The sequence below is a fragment of the Streptomyces sp. M41(2017) genome (assembly GCF_002078175.1).
Classification (GTDB): Bacteria; Actinomycetota; Actinomycetes; order Streptomycetales; family Streptomycetaceae; genus Streptomyces.
This window is the reverse complement of record NZ_MWFK01000001.1, coordinates 3,579,102-3,595,629: the sequence shown is the minus strand read 5'-3', so window position 1 is coordinate 3,595,629 and position 16,528 is coordinate 3,579,102. Positions and strand designations below refer to the sequence as shown.

The 16,528-nt window shown below is 72.2% G+C and carries 17 protein-coding genes; 6 read left to right on the top strand and 11 right to left on the bottom strand.

Translation table 11 applies throughout. The features are described from left to right. Nucleotides 1–31: 31 nt before the first annotated feature. From B0675_RS15985 to B0675_RS15975, 3 genes are all read right to left on the bottom strand, one after another. Nucleotides 32–370: a DUF3817 domain-containing protein gene (locus B0675_RS15985; RefSeq protein ID WP_081219495.1), complete on the bottom strand. Its 339-nt coding sequence runs from the start codon at nucleotides 368–370 to the stop codon at nucleotides 32–34. Nucleotides 371–470: 100 nt separating this feature from the next. Then, on the bottom strand, nucleotides 471–980 hold the full coding sequence (locus tag B0675_RS15980; protein WP_081219494.1) for a MarR family transcriptional regulator: 510 nt from the start codon (nucleotides 978–980) through the stop codon (nucleotides 471–473). A 10-nt stretch (nucleotides 981–990) separates the two neighbouring features. Beyond that, nucleotides 991–2,364 (bottom strand): MFS transporter, encoded by a 1,374-nt coding sequence (locus tag B0675_RS15975; RefSeq protein WP_081221818.1) that lies wholly within the window; start codon nucleotides 2,362–2,364, stop codon nucleotides 991–993. 74 nt (nucleotides 2,365–2,438) lie between these two features. On the opposite strand from B0675_RS15975, the gene B0675_RS15970 reads away from it, so the two are divergent. Then, entirely contained in the window at nucleotides 2,439–3,422 is a 984-nt protein-coding gene (locus tag B0675_RS15970; protein WP_081219493.1) for a DUF5937 family protein, read from the top strand. A 64-nt stretch (nucleotides 3,423–3,486) separates the two neighbouring features. Here B0675_RS15970 and B0675_RS41960 read toward each other — a convergent pair whose 3' ends face one another. The 5 genes from B0675_RS41960 to B0675_RS15945 all read right to left on the bottom strand — a co-directional run bounded on the left by B0675_RS41960 (nucleotide 3,487) and on the right by B0675_RS15945 (nucleotide 8,587). Next, nucleotides 3,487–3,777, bottom strand: coding sequence for a glycoside hydrolase family 6 protein (locus B0675_RS41960; RefSeq protein ID WP_241539794.1), 291 nt, complete (start codon nucleotides 3,775–3,777; stop codon nucleotides 3,487–3,489). Between the two features lie 245 nt (nucleotides 3,778–4,022). Next, nucleotides 4,023–5,978 carry a kelch motif-containing protein gene (locus tag B0675_RS15960; protein WP_081219492.1) on the bottom strand — a complete coding sequence of 652 codons (1,956 nt, stop codon included), beginning with the start codon at nucleotides 5,976–5,978 and terminating at the stop codon, nucleotides 4,023–4,025. A gap of 3 nt (nucleotides 5,979–5,981) precedes the next feature. Then, complete coding sequence (locus B0675_RS15955) at nucleotides 5,982–7,766, bottom strand: cellulose synthase catalytic subunit (protein ID WP_081219491.1); 1,785 nt, start codon at nucleotides 7,764–7,766, stop codon at nucleotides 5,982–5,984. A 186-nt stretch (nucleotides 7,767–7,952) separates the two neighbouring features. Further along, a complete protein-coding gene (locus tag B0675_RS15950; RefSeq protein ID WP_081219490.1) occupies nucleotides 7,953–8,246 on the bottom strand; it encodes an MTH1187 family thiamine-binding protein in 294 nt (97 codons plus the stop codon). After that, the gene (locus tag B0675_RS15945; RefSeq protein ID WP_081219489.1) at nucleotides 8,243–8,587 is read right to left on the bottom strand and encodes a DUF3817 domain-containing protein; all 345 of its coding nucleotides are present in this window, start codon (nucleotides 8,585–8,587) and stop codon (nucleotides 8,243–8,245) included. The genes B0675_RS15950 and B0675_RS15945 overlap by 4 nt, the downstream gene beginning before the upstream one ends. Before the next feature lie 224 nt (nucleotides 8,588–8,811). Here B0675_RS15945 and B0675_RS15940 point away from each other — a divergent pair, with 224 nt between their 5' ends. The 4 genes from B0675_RS15940 to B0675_RS15925 all read left to right on the top strand — a co-directional run bounded on the left by B0675_RS15940 (nucleotide 8,812) and on the right by B0675_RS15925 (nucleotide 11,462). Beyond that, nucleotides 8,812–9,444, top strand: a complete 633-nt coding sequence (locus B0675_RS15940) for an AIM24 family protein (protein ID WP_081221817.1) — start codon at nucleotides 8,812–8,814, stop codon at nucleotides 9,442–9,444. A 1-nt stretch (nucleotide 9,445) separates the two neighbouring features. Next, a complete protein-coding gene (locus B0675_RS15935; RefSeq protein WP_081219488.1) occupies nucleotides 9,446–10,096 on the top strand; it encodes an AIM24 family protein in 651 nt (216 codons plus the stop codon). Then, entirely contained in the window at nucleotides 10,093–10,893 is an 801-nt protein-coding gene (locus tag B0675_RS15930; protein WP_081219487.1) for an AIM24 family protein, read from the top strand. Before B0675_RS15935 ends, B0675_RS15930 begins: the two co-directional genes overlap by 4 nt. Nucleotides 10,894–10,985: 92 nt before the next feature. Next, nucleotides 10,986–11,462: a MarR family transcriptional regulator gene (locus B0675_RS15925; protein ID WP_081219486.1), complete on the top strand. Its 477-nt coding sequence runs from the start codon at nucleotides 10,986–10,988 to the stop codon at nucleotides 11,460–11,462. 133 nt (nucleotides 11,463–11,595) lie between these two features. Here B0675_RS15925 and B0675_RS15920 read toward each other — a convergent pair whose 3' ends face one another. Together B0675_RS15920 and B0675_RS15915 are read right to left on the bottom strand one after the other, a co-directional pair. Continuing rightward, nucleotides 11,596–13,230, bottom strand: coding sequence for a HAMP domain-containing sensor histidine kinase (locus B0675_RS15920; protein WP_081219485.1), 1,635 nt, complete (start codon nucleotides 13,228–13,230; stop codon nucleotides 11,596–11,598). Continuing rightward, nucleotides 13,227–13,889: a response regulator transcription factor gene (locus B0675_RS15915; protein WP_081219484.1), complete on the bottom strand. Its 663-nt coding sequence runs from the start codon at nucleotides 13,887–13,889 to the stop codon at nucleotides 13,227–13,229. The genes B0675_RS15920 and B0675_RS15915 overlap by 4 nt, the downstream gene beginning before the upstream one ends. A gap of 162 nt (nucleotides 13,890–14,051) precedes the next feature. Between B0675_RS15915 and B0675_RS15910 the strand changes: the two genes are divergently transcribed. Further along, nucleotides 14,052–14,945: a PepSY domain-containing protein gene (locus B0675_RS15910; protein WP_081219483.1), complete on the top strand. Its 894-nt coding sequence runs from the start codon at nucleotides 14,052–14,054 to the stop codon at nucleotides 14,943–14,945. Between the two features lie 102 nt (nucleotides 14,946–15,047). On the opposite strand, the gene B0675_RS15905 is transcribed toward B0675_RS15910, so the two are convergent. Then, a complete protein-coding gene (locus B0675_RS15905; RefSeq protein ID WP_081219482.1) occupies nucleotides 15,048–16,328 on the bottom strand; it encodes an MFS transporter in 1,281 nt (426 codons plus the stop codon). Nucleotides 16,329–16,528 lie beyond the last annotated feature (200 nt).

The following is a 16,528-nucleotide window of genomic DNA, read 5'->3' as shown; positions in this document are numbered from 1 at the left end:
CGGTACCGATCCGGTGCGGATCAGGGGTGGATCAGGCCTTGGCGACCGCGGGAGCGCCCTCGGCGACCCGCGACTCCAGCTCGTGACTGATCCTGCGCTCCACGAAGAACGCGGCCGTGGGAATCGTCCCCGCCAGCAGCACCCAGAGCTGCTTGCCCACCGGCCACTTCGCCTTCGACCCCAGGTCGAACGCGAAGATCAGGTACACGACGTACAGCCAGCCGTGCGCGATGGCGACGACACGGGTGAAGTCGGCGGCACCGTCGACGCCCAGGCCGTACTTGGCGATCATGCCGAGGCACAGCAGAACCAGCAGCACACCGGTGACGTAGGCCATGACGCGGTAGCGGGTCAGCACGCTCTTCTTCATGGCTACGAGGGTAACCACCCCATTTGCGCGATCTTCGCGCGCCCCCGCGCATCCCCCGGAGGACCGGACGCCGACGCCCCGGAGCCGGACCCGGACCGCTCTACTCGTCCTTGAAGTCGTGCGCGGCCACCCGCAGCGGCCGCAGCATCGCGAAGATCTCCGCGCACTCCTCCGCGTCGTACGCGCCCAGACCGAAGTCCATCCCCATCAGGTCGCGCGTCGCCGCGTCGCACACCTCGCGCCCCTTCTCGGTGATCGAGGCGAGCGTGCCGCGTCCGTCGTTCGGATTCGGCCGCTTGTCCACCAGCCCCGACCGCACCAGCCGGTCCACCGTGTTGGTGACGGACGTCGGATGGACCATCAGCCGCTCGCCGATCTTCGACATGGGCAGCTCGCCCGCCTTGGAGAACGTGAGCAGCACCAGCGCCTCGTACCGCGCGAACGTCAGCCCGTAGGGCCTGACCACCGCGTCCACCTCGGCCAGCAGGATCTGGTGCGCGCGCATGATCGAGGTGATCGCGGCCATCGACGGCACGGACCCCCAGCGCTGCTGCCAGTGCTCGTCGGCACGGGCGATGGGATCAAAAGCAAGACTGAGCGGCTTCGACACGCCAAAGACCTTACCGGCCGGTCACATCGTGGTCAGCCCCGTCTCGCGTTTCGGTCCTCTCCCCCACGACGACCGGGATCCGCGCCCCCTCCGACGGCCCGCCCGTCCCCTGTTCCACCGCCCGCTCGGCACGGCGCGCCGCCACCGCCAGCAGCACGCACAGCACCGTCCCGAGCACCCCCGCGCCCACGACCGTCGCCCGTACCCCGGCGAACTGCGCCACCGCCCCCGACAACGCCATCCCCAGCCCCTGGACCGTCATCAGCCCGGCCGTGTTCAGCGTCATCGCCCGTCCGAGCAACTCCTCCGGCACCGACCGCACGAACCACTGGTCCAGGCCCAGCGTGTACGCGGACCCCGCGCCCGCGACGACCAGCAGCGCCAGCGACCAGCCGAGCCCCGGCCGCAGCGCGTAGCCCAGGTACGGCAGCGACGTCACACACACCAGCGGCAACGTGATCCGGTGCCGCGTCGCCGGCCGCAGCCGCGACCCCGCGAACAGTTCCCCCGCGATCGTCCCCACGGGCAGGGCGCACATCAGCAGGCCCAGACCCGTCGACCCCACCCCCAGCCCCGCCGCGTACGGCGCGGCCAGCGCCTCCGGTGCCACCACGAACATCGGCGGCACCCAGAACAGCAGGAGCAGTGCCCGCACCCGACGGTCCGCCAGCACCAGCCGGGCGCCCCGCAACGAGTCCCGCACCAGCGCCTGCCCGCCGGTCACCCGCGCCGGCCTGCGCCGTGTCCCGCACCGCAGACACACCGCGGACGCCAGGAAGGTGCCGACCGTCACCAGCAGGGCGTGTCGCGGGGACACCACCGTCAGCAGCAGGCCGCCGAGACCGAACCCGGTCAGCAGGGCGCTCTGCGACACGATCCGCAGCAGCGAACGGCCCAGCACGAACAGCTCCCCGTCACCGAGGACATCGGCCAGCGTGGCCGTCCGGGTCCCCTGGAACACCGGAGCCACCACCGCCAGTGCCGCCCGCATCGCGAGCAGCACCGCGATCGGCGCGCCCGGCACCACCATCACCGCCACGCATCCGGCGCACACCAGGTCGCACCCCACCAGCACCCGCCGGGCCGGAAAGCGGTCCGCGACCCCCGCGAGCAGCGTCCCGCCGACGAGGTACGGCAGAAAGCCCAGCGCGAACGTCAGCGCGCTCAGCAGCGGAGACCGCGTCAGGTCGTAGACCAGGACGGACAGCGCGATCTCGCTGACCACCAGTCCCAGCAGCGAGAGCGCGTGCGCGACGAACACGGCACGGAACTCGCGCACGGCGAAGACCGGGCCGTATCCGGTGGGGGCGGCGGGCGACGCGGCGGGCGCCCCGGCGGCCTCCGGCGCCTTCGCCGTCGCGGGTGGGGTCGGGGTGTCGGACATGTGCGGCAGCGTGCCCCCGCGGGAGCCGCCGCCGTAGAGTTTCGGTCCCAGCCGAATCTTTCCGGAGCAGCCCCGTGCCGTCACTCCTGCACTTCGGGGAGGACGACCTCCTCAACTGCCGCTTCGCGATCTCTCCCCTCTGGGAGACCCAGGAGGCGGTCCGCACCCTCAACCGGCCCGCGCGGCACGGCTATCACGCGCACTGGCTGCGCCGCATCCGCACCGCGGCCGCCGGGCTCGACCTCACCCCGCTCTGGCTGCTGATGCCCCGCAGCGGCTACTCCCCCGACTGGCTCGGCCCGCCCCCCGTCGGCCCCGCCGCCACCTTCGACGAGGAGATCGCCGCCGTCCGCGCCGCCGACCCCGCCGTCGCCCGCGGGGAAACCGCGCGCTCCCTCGCCGACACCCCCGGCGCCCTCACCTCCCCGCACGGCCGCGCCCTCCTCGCCGACCCCGCCCGCACCGTCACCCGTCTCACGGACCTGCTCGAAGAGGCCTGGCACACCCTCGTCGCACCCGACTGGCCCCGCCTGCGCGCCCTGCTGGAGGCCGACATCGCCTTCCACTCGCGCCGCCTCGCCCACGTCGGCCTCGGCGGACTCCTCCCGGAGATCGACCGCCGGCTCGGGTGGCGCGCCCACACCCTCACCATCGAGGGCGGAGGCCGTCACGAGCGCCACCTCGCCGGACAGGGGCTCGTCCTCATGCCCAGCGTCTTCTCCTGGCCCGACGTGATCAGCGGGTTCGAACCGCCCTGGCAGCCCACCCTCGCCTATCCCGCCCGCGGCATCGGCGGCCTCTGGGCCGAGCCCACCGGCAGCACCTCCGACGCGCTCGTACACCTCCTCGGCCGTGGCCGCGCAGCCGTCCTCACCGCCCTCGACGAACCCGCCACCACCACGGTCCTCGCCCACCGGCTGCGCCTCGCCCCGTCCTCCGTCTCCGCCCACCTCACCGCCCTGCGCGACTCCGGCCTCCTCGTCTCGCGCCGCTACGGACACCAGGTGCTCTACGAGCGGACGCCGCTCGGGACCGCCCTGGCCTCGGGGGGAGGGTGAGGGCGACGAGCAGGCGCGGGCGACCGGTCAGTGTCCCGACCCGCGGGCCGGCTACGACGCGTACTCAGCTGGGCGCGCTCCTCGCGGTACGCGCCGGGTGTGCAACCGTCGGCGAGGGGGCGATCGCGTCGGATTCGAGGACGACCAGGGCCCGGCTGCCGGCGAGGGCGTCGGCGACCTGTCCGATCCACCGCCGGTAGGCCTCGGCGTCCGCCGCGCCGCCCGCCGAGTACCGGCCGCAGTCCCGGTGGGGGATGTTGCAGGCCACGAACAGCGCCGCGCGGTCCTGCCGCGCGGCCGCCGTGGTGGCCGCCCGGACGGCCGGGCCCGGGTCGGCCTCACCGGTGGGCCACATGGCGACGGATTCGCCGGCGATCCGCAGCGCGGCGTCGCCGGAGCCGGGCCTGCTCCGGCGCGGGGCCTTCCGGGTCGACCCGGAAGGGAGAGGTCCCGGTGTCGGCCGGCTGCGTCGTCGCGGCGACGGCGGTGCCGTCGTCCCGGGCGCCTGCGGACGACCGGCGGTGAGGCCGAACGCCGTGAGGGCCGCTCAGCACGCGAAGGACGCGAGGACGCGGCCCAGCCGAGTCCGGCTCCCGTCGCTCACCCGACCCGCACCCACTTCGCCTCGGAGGGTGTCCCCCGGGCGTCCGTCACGAAGAGCATGTACCACCCCGGCGGGACCAGTGCCGGATCCTTCGGCACCTCGACGGTCACGGAGTTCCTGGTCTTCGTCAGCCCGAGTTCGATGGACCGCTGCTCGACGTCCGTGGTGTGGGTGACGGCGCTGGGGCGCATCAGACGGGCCTTGGTGACGCGTTCCGGATGGTCCGTGGCGAAGGTCGCCCGCCCGTCCCTGTCCGGCGCGGCCGGCCCCTCTCCCAGTACCGGCCGGTTCTTCCCGTTCCGGTGCAGCGCGGGCGGGGTGTAGATCTCCATGCGCTGCTCGAAGTGGCCGAGCTTCGTGTTCCGCTGATCGTCGAAGAGCGGGTCGGAGCCGAAGGTGGCGACGCGGCCGTCGGGCAGGAGCAGGGCCTCGGAGTGGTAGTTGCGGCCCACGGTCGGCGACGCGGCCTCGCGGAAGGTGTTGGCCTTGGGGTCGTAGAACTGGGCCTTGAGGATGTTGCTGGCGCTGCGGCCTCGGTAGTCCTGGGAGCCGTTGGTGGTGAAGACGGTGTCGTCGGGCATGATCACGCTGTTCAGGTAGCGGGTGCCCTGCGGGAGGTCGGGTCCGTCCTGGAAGGCGGGGTTGTCCTTCTTCAGGTCGACGACGGCGGTGCGCGGGGTGGACTTCCTCGATTCCCCGACGCCTCCTCCGCCGAGGATCATGACCTTCTGGTCCTGCGCGGGCGGCAGCAGGAGCGAGGCGGAGGTCTCGGTCTCGTCGGCGTCCCGTAGTCCTGGCACCTTCTCGAAGGTGTTCGTCCGCGGGTCCCAGAGGCCTGGGTCGCGGCCCTGGTCGGCCGGGCCGTATCCGGCGTTGGAGGCCGGGTAGAAGAGTTTGCCGCCCCGGGTGAGGAAGAGGGCGGGGTAGGTGGGGAAGTAGCGCTTGGGGCCCGGGGTCCACTTCTTGGTGCGGGGGTCGTAGATCTCGTTGTCGCCGGGGTCGATGGTTCCGACGTCGTCGAGGCCGGAGACGGCGAGGACGCGTCCGTCGTCGAGTCCGACGAGGGTGGGGTACCAGCGCGCCTTGTCCATCGGGTCGACGGGGATGTACTTCTCGGCCCTGGGGTCGAACTCGTAGGCGGCCCTGATGCCTTGGAAGTCCTGCTTGTCGAGGGTGATCTTCTCGGAGAGGCCGTAGGTGTTGGCGGCGTCCTCGCCGTGCAGGCCGTCGATCTCGTACTGGGCCTCGGTGTCGGTGACCGCCCGGGGACCCTTCTCCGTGGCTTCGACGAAGACGCGCGCCTCGCCGGCGGTGACGGTGGTCCGCCACGGCTGCATGACGCCCGCCCGGTCGTAGGTGGCGGTCTGGTCGCGCCGGGCCCTCGGCACGGTGATGTCGGACCGGCTGACGTACGCGACGCCCGTGGGTGAGCGGAAGACGGTGCCCTTCTTGAGGACGACGGCCTTGTCGGGGTTCTCGTTCTTCACACGCATGCCGCCGCCGGCCCGCCGGACCTCGCCGTCGAGCTGTTCGTAGCGGGCGGTTCCGCCGGCCACGAGCATTCTCCCGTCGGGGAGTTGGGCATGGCCGGAGCAGAAGAAGTCGTCCGGGGTGGGGATCTTCTTGAAGGTGTCGTTCGCGGGGTCCCACAGGACGGTGTCGAAGGACCCCTTGTCGAACTTCTTCTGCTCGTTGCCGGAGCCGGCGACGATGAGCACTTTCCCGGTGTGGAGCAGCGCGGCGTGAATGGCGTTCGTGCGGTAGGCGCGGGGGATGTCGACCTGGGTCCAGGAGCCGTAGGTGGCCTCGTAGGAGGGCCGGGAGATCGTGTAGGCGTGGTAGGTCTCGCCGGCGAGGCCGAGGGCGGCGGGGGCGTTGAGTCCGGCCAGGACGGCGATCCCGGTGATGCCGAGGAGCCGCTTCCGCGTCTTCTTCGAGGGCTGGCGGGCCATGGCCTAGGTACCTCCTGGGGTGGAGCCGGTCGCCGGGGCGGGGGTGCGGGCGGCGAGGGCCGGCTCCTTGGGCTGCGGGACGCGGGGGGCGGCGGGCCGCGGCTGCCGCCGGGACCGGCGTTCCTCGCGGAGGGTGGCGATCCATACCGCGACGGGTGCCAGGGAGAGGGCCATGGCGAGGAGGGCCCAGGTCCGCATGGCCGCGTGGGTGTGGCCGAGGACGGCGGAGGCACCGAGGGAGACGGCGAGGAGCGCGGCCCAGCCGAGGTGGAGGCGGAAGGTGCGCAGCCGGTCGGGGCTGGTGTCGCCGCCCTTGGGTGTGACGACGAAGCGGCTGGGGCGGCGGGTGACGGCGTCGGCCAGCGCTTTGAGGTAGACGGGGGCACAGAGCGCGGACATGGCCATGCCGGCGAGGCCGCCGGAGCCCTCCGGTTCGTGGGGGGAGACGTTGTGACGCCGGTTCCAGAGGTAGAGGGCGATCCGGAGGGCGGCGGCGTCGCTGTAGAGCATGAGCCACAGGGAGGCGCTGACCTGGGTTCCGGAGGCTCCGAACCAGAGGAAGAGGACGCAGCTGATGACCCCGAGGAGCCAGTTGACGGCGGTCATCGGGTAGTAGACGAGCATCATCGTGTAGGAGAGGAGGCGGCCGGCCGGCATCGTGAGGACGGCCTTCCCGTACTGCTTGAGGAGGGTGTCGTAGGTGCCGCGGGACCAGCGCATCTGCTGGGTGAAGAAGTCGGTCCAGGAGGCGGGGCCCTCGCCGACGGCGAGCACGTCGGGGGTGTAGACGGACCGCCAGTGGTGGCCCGTCCGCGGGTTGCGGTGGCGGTGCAGTTCGAACCCGGTGGCCATGTCCTCGGTGATGGAGTCCTGGAGTCCGCCGATCTGGCGGAGGGCCGCGATGCGTACGACGTTGTTGGTGCCGACGAACATGGGTGAGCGGTAGCGGTTGGCGGCGCGCTGGATCAGGGCGTGGAAGAGGAACTGCTGGGACTCGGCGGCCTTGGTGACGGGGTGCTCGTAGTTGCCGTAGACCTGCGGGCCGACGACGAAGGCGACGTCGGGGTCGCGGAAGTAGCCCATCATCCGGTCGAGGAATCCGGGCAGCGGGGTGTGGTCGGCGTCGACGGACGCGAAGTACTCGTAGGCGTGGCCGTGGAGGGTGAGCCAGGCGTTGTAGTTGCCGTGTTTGGTGCCGGCCCGGTGGGCGCCGTGCGGGCGGTTCCATTCGGGGATGCCGTGGCGGGTGAAGTGGCGGACGCCGAGTTCGGCGCACAGGGCCCTGGCCCGGTCGTCGTCGCCCTCGTCGAGGAGCCAGACGTGGAGGAGTCCCGTGTGGGTGACGCGCAGGGCGCCTTCGAGGGTGGCGCGGACGGTGGCGAGGGGTTCCTTGCCGGGAACGTAGGTGGTGAGGAAGGCCACCCGGGTTCCCTCCTCGGGGACGAGGGGGACGGGGTCGCGGGCGACGAGGGTGGCGTGGGCGATGCTCAGGACGTTGACGACCATGAAGAGTTCGATGAGGCCGATGGCGACGAGCATCGTCGTGTCGAGGCCGACCAGCCAGGTCTCCCCGTTCTCGCGTTCGACCCAGTGGGTGGGCCAGAGGAGGTAGACGAGGAGCGTGGCCGTGAGGGCCGGCGCGAGGGTCATCAGGAGGAGAGCGCGTATTCGGCGGGGCTCGCGTGACAGGAGCTTGGTGTACCGCACCTGCTGGGCCGTGCCGGCGGGGTCGGTCAGGGGTCCGGCGAGTCGGCTGTAGGTGTCGTAGTCGTAGCCCTCGGGCCGCACGCGCCCTCCTGTGGTCGAGGTGGCCTGACTGGCCGTTATCCACACACAAGGTGAGTTTCGGCCGGGTGTCGAACGGGGTGCGTCCGATGGGGTGCGCGGGGCGGGCGGCCGGGTGGTCTTTGGCGCGGACGTACGAGAACCCCGGTCCTGGGGACCGGGGTTCTCGGGTGCCGAGGTGAGGCGCCGTCAGGCGGACAGGTGCCGTTCGACGGTTTCGACCTTGCTGGTGAGTCCGTCGGTGACGCCGGGTCGGATGTCGGCCTTGAGGACGAGGGAGACGCGCGGCGCGCGTTCCTCGACGACGGCGACGGCGCGTTTGACGACGGCCATGACCTCGTCCCAGTCGCCCTCGACGGAGGTGAACATCGCGTCGGTGCGGTGGGGAAGGCCGGACTCGCGGACGACGCGGACGGCGTCGGCGACGTACTCCCCGACGTCCTCACCGACGCCGAGCGGTGTCACGGAGAAGGCGACGATCATGCGTTGACGATCCCTTCCTGACGGGCGCGGGAGGCGATGACCGCGTTCTCGGCCTCGTGCTTGAGCTTGCGCTCGGCGAAGAAGCCGCCCGTGGGCAGGACGGAGAGGACGAAGTAGAGGATGCCGGTGCCGGCGCTCCAGCGGGCCCGGTTCCAGGCGTCGGCCCAGAAGATCACGTAGAGGATGAAGAGGACACCGTGGATCGCGCCCATGACGGGGACGGCGTTGAAGTCCGTGGTCCGCTTCAGCACCGAGCAGACGAGCAGCAGCAGGAAGGACACGGCTTCGGGGGCCGAGACCAGGCGGAGGCGGCGGAGTGCGGTGGCGGTCTTTATGTCCACGGGTCACCTTCGGTGGGAGTTTCGCTGGCGGGCGACGCTGCTTTGTGAACGCAAGCACAAGCGTCGTGCCCATTGTGGCATCCGGGGGCGGGCGGCCGGTCCCAGGGTCCGGGTGGGTGCTCGGGCGGGGGGTCCGGCGATCCCCTCGGGGGCCACTCGGGGGTGGGATCCTCCCGGAGACTCTGTCGGCGGCGGCACGCTGGGGCTACCGTCGCTTCGTGGCGATGTTTCGACTTCAAGGCAGCAAGGTGCTGGCCGTCGATGTGACCGGGGACGCCGTGAAGGCGAAGAACGGCTCGATGGTCGCGTACGACGGCCAGATGGCCTTCAAGAAGCTGAGCGGGGGCGGTGAGGGGGTCCGGGGGATGGTCACCCGCCGCCTGACCGGCGAGCAGATGACGGTGATGGAGGTGAGGGGGCACGGGACGTGCTGGTTCGCGGACCGCGCCTCGGAGATCAATCTGGTGGGGCTTCAGGGCGACAAGCTGTACGTCGAGTCGAGCAATCTGCTGGCGACGGACGCGGGCCTGCGCACGGGGACGACGTTCACCGGCCTGCGGGGCGCCTCGCAGGGCAACGGGTTGTTCACGACGACGGTCGAGGGGCACGGCCAGGCGGCGATCACGTCGGACGGGCCGGCCGTGGTGCTGCGGGTGAGCGCGCAGTATCCGCTGACGGTGGACCCGGGCGCGTACATCGCGCATCAGGGGAACGTGCGGCAGTCGCTGCAGTCCGGTGTGACGTTCCGCACGCTGCTCGGCGAGGGCGGCGGCGAGGCGTTCCAGATGCGCTTCGAGGGTGACGGTCTGGTGTACGTGCAGCCCAGTGAGCGGAACACGATCGCGGGGGATGTGTGAGATGCCGTTCCGCGAGGTGAACTCGAAGGTGGTCGAGGCGACGGTCGTGCCGGGGCAGCGGCTGTTCAGTCAGCGGGGCGCGATGCTGGCGTACCGGGGCGAGGTGTCGTTCACGCCGAACGTCCAGGGTGGCCAGGGCGGTGTGATGTCGATGATCGGCCGCCGCCTGGCGAACGAGGCGACTCCGCTGATGACGGTGGAGGGGGCGGGGACCGTGCTGTTCGGGCACGGCGGTCATCACGTGCAGGTGATCGAGCTGTCCGGGGACACGTTGTACGTGGAGGCGGACCGGTTGCTGGCGTTCGACGGCGCGTTGCAGCAGGGGACGATGTTCCTGGGCTCGCAGGGCGGCGTGATGGGGATGGTCCGGGGCCAGGTGACGGGTCAGGGGCTGTTCACGACGACGTTGAAGGGGCACGGCGCGGTGGCGGTGATGGCGCACGGCGGTGTGTTCGAGGTGCCGATCACTCCGCAGCGTCCGGTGCACGTCGATCCGCAGGCGTACGTGGCGCATCACGGGGACGTGCGGAACAAGCTGTCGACGGCGCTGGGATGGCGGGACATGGTGGGGCGCGGTTCGGGCGAGGCGTTCCAGCTGGAGCTGAGCGGCAGCGGTTCGGTGTTCGTGCAGGCCTCGGAGGAGAAACTGTGAGCGGGTACGGAGTCCCGGGCGGCCCGGTGATCCACGATCCGATGTCGCTGCCGGTCGACGACAACGTGAACAACTACACCTTCTGCGTGGAACTCAAGGGGAGCCAGTGGTTCCTGCAGAAGGGCAAGATGATCGCCTACTACGGGACGATGGAGTTCAACGGGATCGGGCACGGCCGTCTGGACCGTCTGGTGCGTACGTCGTTCCATTCGCCTCTGCACGCGAGCGACTGGGTCGTGGCGGAGGGCTCGGGCAAGATGCTGCTCGCCGACCGGGCCTTCGACGTGAATTCGTACGACCTGGACGACGGCAACTTGACCATTCGCTCTGGCAACTTGCTCGCTTTTCAGCCAAGTCTCGCGCTGAAGCAGTCGATCGTGCCGGGCTTTCTGACACTGATCGGAACAGGCAAGTTCGTGGCCGCGTCGAACGGCCCGGTGGTGTTCATGGAACCCCCGATCCGGGTGGACCCGCAGGCCCTCGTCGGATGGGCGGACTGCCCCTCCCCGTGCCACCACTACGACCATGGGTACATGACAGGCGTGATGGGCGGTCTACGTGCGATGACGGGCCTCGGCGGGGCGTCCGGCGAGGAGCACCAGTTCGAGTTCGTGGGGGCGGGTACGGTGCTGCTCCAGTCGACCGAGATCCTGATGGCGGAGCAGGCGACGGGAGCGGTCCCGCAGCAGGCCGGAGTGCCGGGTGCGGGCGGGGTCCAAGGTCAGTACGGGCAGCAGTCCGGGGCACCGCGCCTTCCCGGACAGCTGGGAGACCTCCAGCGTCGCTTCGGGCTGTGAGCGGTAGTCTGCGGAGTGTGACATCGAACGCGTGCGCACCGTCACACCACCCTCACTAGTTCGCCTTTCAACATTTTAGGTAGACTTCATTTATGGAGACCGAGACGGCCACGCGCTGGCTGACCGATGCGGAGCAGTGCGCCTGGCGCACCCACCTGGAGGTCAACAGGCTGTTGACGTACCAGCTCGAAAGGGATCTTCAGCCGTTCGGGCTGACGATGAACGACTACGAGATTCTGGTGAACCTCTCCGAGTCGGAGGGCGACCGTATGCGGATGAGTGACCTGGCGTCCGCCACCCTCCAGTCCAAGAGCCGACTCTCGCACCAGGTCACGCGGATGGAGAGCGCCGACCTGGTGCGCCGCGAGAACTGCGAGTCCGACCGGCGGGGGCTGTACGCGGTCCTCACCGAGCACGGCATGGAGACCATGAAGAAGGTCTCCCCGCACCACGTCGCCTCGGTGCGCAGGCACTTCATCGACCTGCTGTCGCCCGAGGCGCTGGAGGACCTGCACAAGTCCCTGCGGCCGATCGCCGAGCACCTGCGCGGACAGCGCGGCAAGCCGTAGGACTCCCGCCGGGGAGCTGGGAACAGGGCCGCAGCGCACTCGCCACGAGTGCGCTGCGGCTTTTCCGTGGGGCGCCTCGGGCACACCGCGGGAAACCGCGGTCAGGCCCGGGCAGTCCGTGGATGTCCGGCCTTCAGGGAGCCGTGCGCGGCAGCCTGAGCACGAACAGCGCTCCGCCGGAGGGCGCCTCGCCGAGGGTGAGGGTTCCGCCGTGCCGTACGGCCACGTCCCGGGCGATCGCGAGGCCGAGGCCGGCGCCGCCGTCGTCCCGGCTGCGGGCGTCGTCGAGGCGTACGAACCGCTCGAAGACCCGCTCCCGCTGACCGGCGGGGACGCCGTCACCGTCGTCGGCGACGCTCAGCTCCGCCCACCGGCCGTCGGCCCGGACCCGCACCTCGACCCGGTCCCGGGCATGGCGCCGGGCATTGTCCAGGAGGTTGGCCAGCACCCGCGCCACCTGACCGCGGGACCCCGGCACCTCGACCCCGTCCTCGGCCGTCACGGAGATCCCGGTCCTGCGTTCGGCTTCCTCGGCCGCGAGGGCGCCCAGGTCGAAGCGTCCGTCGGCGGGCCGCTCCCCCGCGTCCAGCCGGGCGAGCAGCAGCAGGTCCGCGGCGAGCCGTTGCAGCCGTACGGTGTCCTCGACGGCGCCCGCCACGTCGAGCAGTTCCGGATGGGCGGCGCCCACTTCCAGCTGGGTGCGCAACGAGGCGATGGGGCTGCGCAGTTCGTGCGAGGCGTCGGCGACGAACCGGCGCTGCCGTTCCACCGACTCCTCCAGCGCGGACAGCGTCTCGTTGGTGGTCCGGGCGAGCCGGGCGACCTCGTCGTGCGAGTCCGGGACGGGGACGCGGCGTGCGAGGTCCTGGGAGGCGGTGATGGCGGCCATCTCGCCGCGGATGCCCTCGACGGGGCGCAGTGCGCGCCGGGTCACCCGCCAGGTCACCGCGGCGACCGTGCCGAGGAGGAGGGGGAGGCCGATCAGCATGGAGGTGAGGGCCGTGCGGACGGCGCCCTGTTCGGCTGCGAGGGGTGCGCCGGCCCAGACGGTGAGGGTGACGTCCTGCGGGGTGGTGACCTCGACGGCGGCGAACCGGTAGTCCGCGGGGTGACCGTCGACGGTGGCGGTGCCCTGGCCGGTGTGCACGTCCTCGGAGATCTGCCCGACGGCGGGATCGTCGTCGTCCCCACCGCTGTCGTCGCCGCTCCCCTTCCCCTTCCCGCTGTCGCTGTCGTCGCCGGCGTCGCTGTCGTCGTCGTCGCTTCCGGCGCTCCTGCCACTGCCCTTGCCGCCGCTGTCGCCGCTGCCGCCGCCCCGGCCCCGCCCGCGGCCGTCGTCTCCGCTGTCGTCGTCCTCGGCGTCGTCGTCCGTCGCGCTCGCCGAGGGAGAGGGGCGCGGGGAGGCGGAGGGCGAGGTGGAGGTGGAGGTGGACGGGGAGGGTGCGGGGACCGGCCGGACGGCGGTGACCCCGGTGCCGCTGACGCGCTCCAGGTCGTCGCTCGCGGCGACGAGACGTCCCTCCTCGTCGGCGACCTGGACGGGGTGTTCCTCGGCGTCGCCGAGTTCCAGGTCCTTGTAGGCGATGCCCGCGGCGAGTTGCGAGGCCACGTGGCGGGCCGCCGTGTCCGCCTGCGCGTTCGCCTGGCCGACGAGGTCCGCGCGCAGCGAGAGGAGCACGGCGGCGCCCGCGACGACCAGCACGACGGCGACGACCAGGGTGGCCCCGAGGGTCGCCTTGGCCCGTACGGAACCGAACAGCCGCCTCACCGCGCTTCCAGGCGGTATCCGGCGCCACGTACGGTCCGGATGAGTTCGGCGCCGAGTTTGCGGCGCAGCGCGCTGACGTACACCTCGACGATGTTGGGGTCGCCGTCGTAGGCGAAGTCCCAGACGTGTTCGAGGATGTCGGCCTTGGAGACGACCTCGCCGGCCCGCAGGACAAGGTGTTCGAGGACCGAGAACTCCTTGGTGGTGAGGGCGACTTCGTCCCCGTCGCGCAGCACGCGGCGGGCGGCGGTGTCGACGCGGATCGGCCCGAGGACGTGCACGGGGGACGCTCCGGCCTGTCCGCGGCGGCGCAGCAGCGCCTTGATCCGGGCGACGAGGACCACGTACGAGAACGGCTTCGTCAGGTAGTCGTCGGCGCCGGTGTCGAGCCCCTCGGCCTCGTCGTACTCGCCGTCCTTGGCGGTGAGCATCAGGATCGGGACGTCGTGTCCGCCGGCGCGGAGCGCGGCGCACACGCGGTAGCCGTTCATGCCGGGCAGCATGATGTCGAGGACGACGAGGTCGTAGCCTCCCCCCGCGGCCAGGTGCAGGCCTTCCAGGCCGTCGTGCACGACGTCCACGGCGTAGCCCTCGGCCCGCAGGCCCGCGGCCAGCGACAGGGCGAGCCGCTTCTCGTCCTCCACGATCAACAGGCGCATGGAGACAGGGTCGCAAACCGAAGCTGAAGACGGCTTCAGGTTCCTTCAGGCTGCCTTCAGCGTCCGTCCCGCAGATTGGTCCACGTCGTCCCGGCCGCACCGCTTGTGGCGGAGCGTCCGGGACGGGACAGCGTGAACCAGTGGACTTCGGGAGGGCTTTCCATGAAGCGCAACATCGTCATCGCCACGGTCGCGGCCGCGGCTCTGATCGCCGGGGGCACGGCGACGTCCCTCGCCGTCACGGGCGACGGCTCGACGGCGCCCACCACGCGGTCGAGCGGACAGCCGGGGGCGGACGACCGCCGGGACGACAAGGCCGTCGAGGGAACGAACGGGGCGGGCGGCAAGGCGGTGACGGCGCAGGACGCCATCGCCCGCGCCCTGGAGCACACTCCGGGCACCGCCGTCGGCGCCGAACTGGACGACGAGAACGGTGCCGTGGTCTGGGAGGTCGAGGTCGTCGGCCGCGACGGCACCTGGCACGACGTACGGGTCTCCCCCGCCGCCGGTACGGTGCTCGGTTCGCGGACCGACCACGAGGACGACGCGGCCCGGGTGCGCGCCGCGCTGGACGGGACGTCCGTCTCGGCCGCCGAGGCCGCCCGGGCCGCCGCCGCCAAGGGCAGGGTCACGGAGATCGACCTCGACGTGGATCGCGGGACGCCCGCCTGGAAGGTGGAGACCGTGACGTCGAACGGCGTCGAGCAGGAGTGGCGGGTCGGCCTCGACACGACCCGGATCACCGCCGACCGCAGGTCGGACGACCGCACGGACGACCGGGCGGACGACCGGAGCGACGACCGGGCCGCTCACGACGCCGACGACGACCGTACGGGCGCCACGCACGCCCCGGACGACCGTACGGGGCGTGAGCGCGGCTCGGACGACGGGGCGGCCCGCGGTTCGGACGACGGCGCCGGGCACACCGGGCGCGAGCGTCACGGCGCCGGACACGGCTCGGACGACGGACCGGAGCACCACGGACGACACGGCTCGGACGACAGCTCGGACGACGACTCGGGACACGGCTCGGGACACGGCTCGGACGACGACTGACCGGAAGGCCGGGGATCGGCCGGGCCGGGCGGGGGCGACGTACACGGGATCGCCCCCGCCCGGCCCTGCCGGCTGTCCGACGACCGCCCCGCGCCCGGCCGGTCAGAGGCGGCTGGGTGCGGCGTCCTCCGGGGTGGCCTCTCCCTCGGCCGCCGACGCCCTGGCTGTCGGGCGCACCGCGGGTGCTGTCGTAGGTGCCGCGCGCAGGGCGACGAGCGCCGCCGTCAGGGACACCGCCCCCGAGATCGCGAAGCACCAGCCCAGGGACACCTGGCCCACCAGCACGCCCACCCCGGCCGCGCCGCCCGAACTCCCCGCGTTCACCGCGGTGTTGACCCAGGCACCGGCCTGGGTACGGAAGCCCGGTGAGGCAGCGGCGTCCGCGATCAGGTAGGACGTGGTGAGGGCCGGGGCGACGAAGAAGCCCGCGCAGGCGACGGCCACGGTCAGGGTGCCGAGGTCCGGGGCGAACGCGGCGGCGAGCAGGGCGAGGCCCAGGCCGCCGGCCGTCAGGGGCAGTCGAGCGCCCGGCGACAGCCGCCAGTCGACGGCGCCGTTGAGCAGCCCGCCGAGGGCGCTGCCCAGCGACAGGGCGGCGAGCACCCACGCCACCGTGTCGGCCCCGTGGTGGTGTTGTCCGGCGAACGCCAGGACCAGGAGGTCGACGGCGCCGAGGGACAGACCGACACCGAGCGCGACGACGACGGGCTGGGCGAGGGCCCGGCCGTCCCGCCGTCGGCGTTCGCCCCGGCCCGCTCCGGCCTTGGCCGGACGGACCCCCGCGACGGCCGGGGACAGCACGAACGCCAGGGTTCCCGCCCAGACCAGCAAGGCGCTCAGCACGACGGCGGCGGCGGGCGGCGCCCACTGGACGACCGCGCCGACGAGCAGCGGCCCGGAGACGAAGAGGACCTCTTCCAGGACGCCGTCCAGGCTGTACGCGCGCTGCAACAGCTTCTCGTCGGGGACGAGTCGGCTCCACACCGTGCGCATCGTGGGGCCGAGGGGCGGGGTGCAGGTGCCCGCGGCGACGGCCAGCGCGCCGATCGCGAGGGCCGGTGCGCCGGGTCGCCACGCGGTCGCCGCGAAGGCGGTGAGCAGGCCCGCGTACAGCGAGGCCATGGGGATCAGGGCGCGGCGGGCACCGTGCCGGTCGATGAGGGCCGCCCGGGCGGGCGAGAGGAACACGCCGGCCGCGCCGAACAGGGCCATGACGGTGCCGGCCACGGCGTACGAGCCGGTGGCGTGGGTGGTGCTGAGCATCATGGCCAGCGAGACGAGGCCGTACGAGAGGCGGCCGGTCAGGGCGGCGGCGAAGGTGCGGCGGGCGTGCGGGATGCGGAAGAGCGCGGCGTACGAAGGCCGCGGGGATGACCCGGACATGGGTGTGGTTCCTCAGCTGCGAGGCGGGAAAGGGGACGCCGGAGTGCCGCGACGCCGCAGCCTCGGTGCTGCCGTGCGTCGCGGGCCTGGGCGGGCCCTATGCCAGGAGGAGGAACATGCGCTCAACGTAACAGCGGGCGCGGGGAGTCGGCCAGGGGGTTCCCGGCCGCGCCGCGTCATGGGGCGGGCGCCGCGGGACT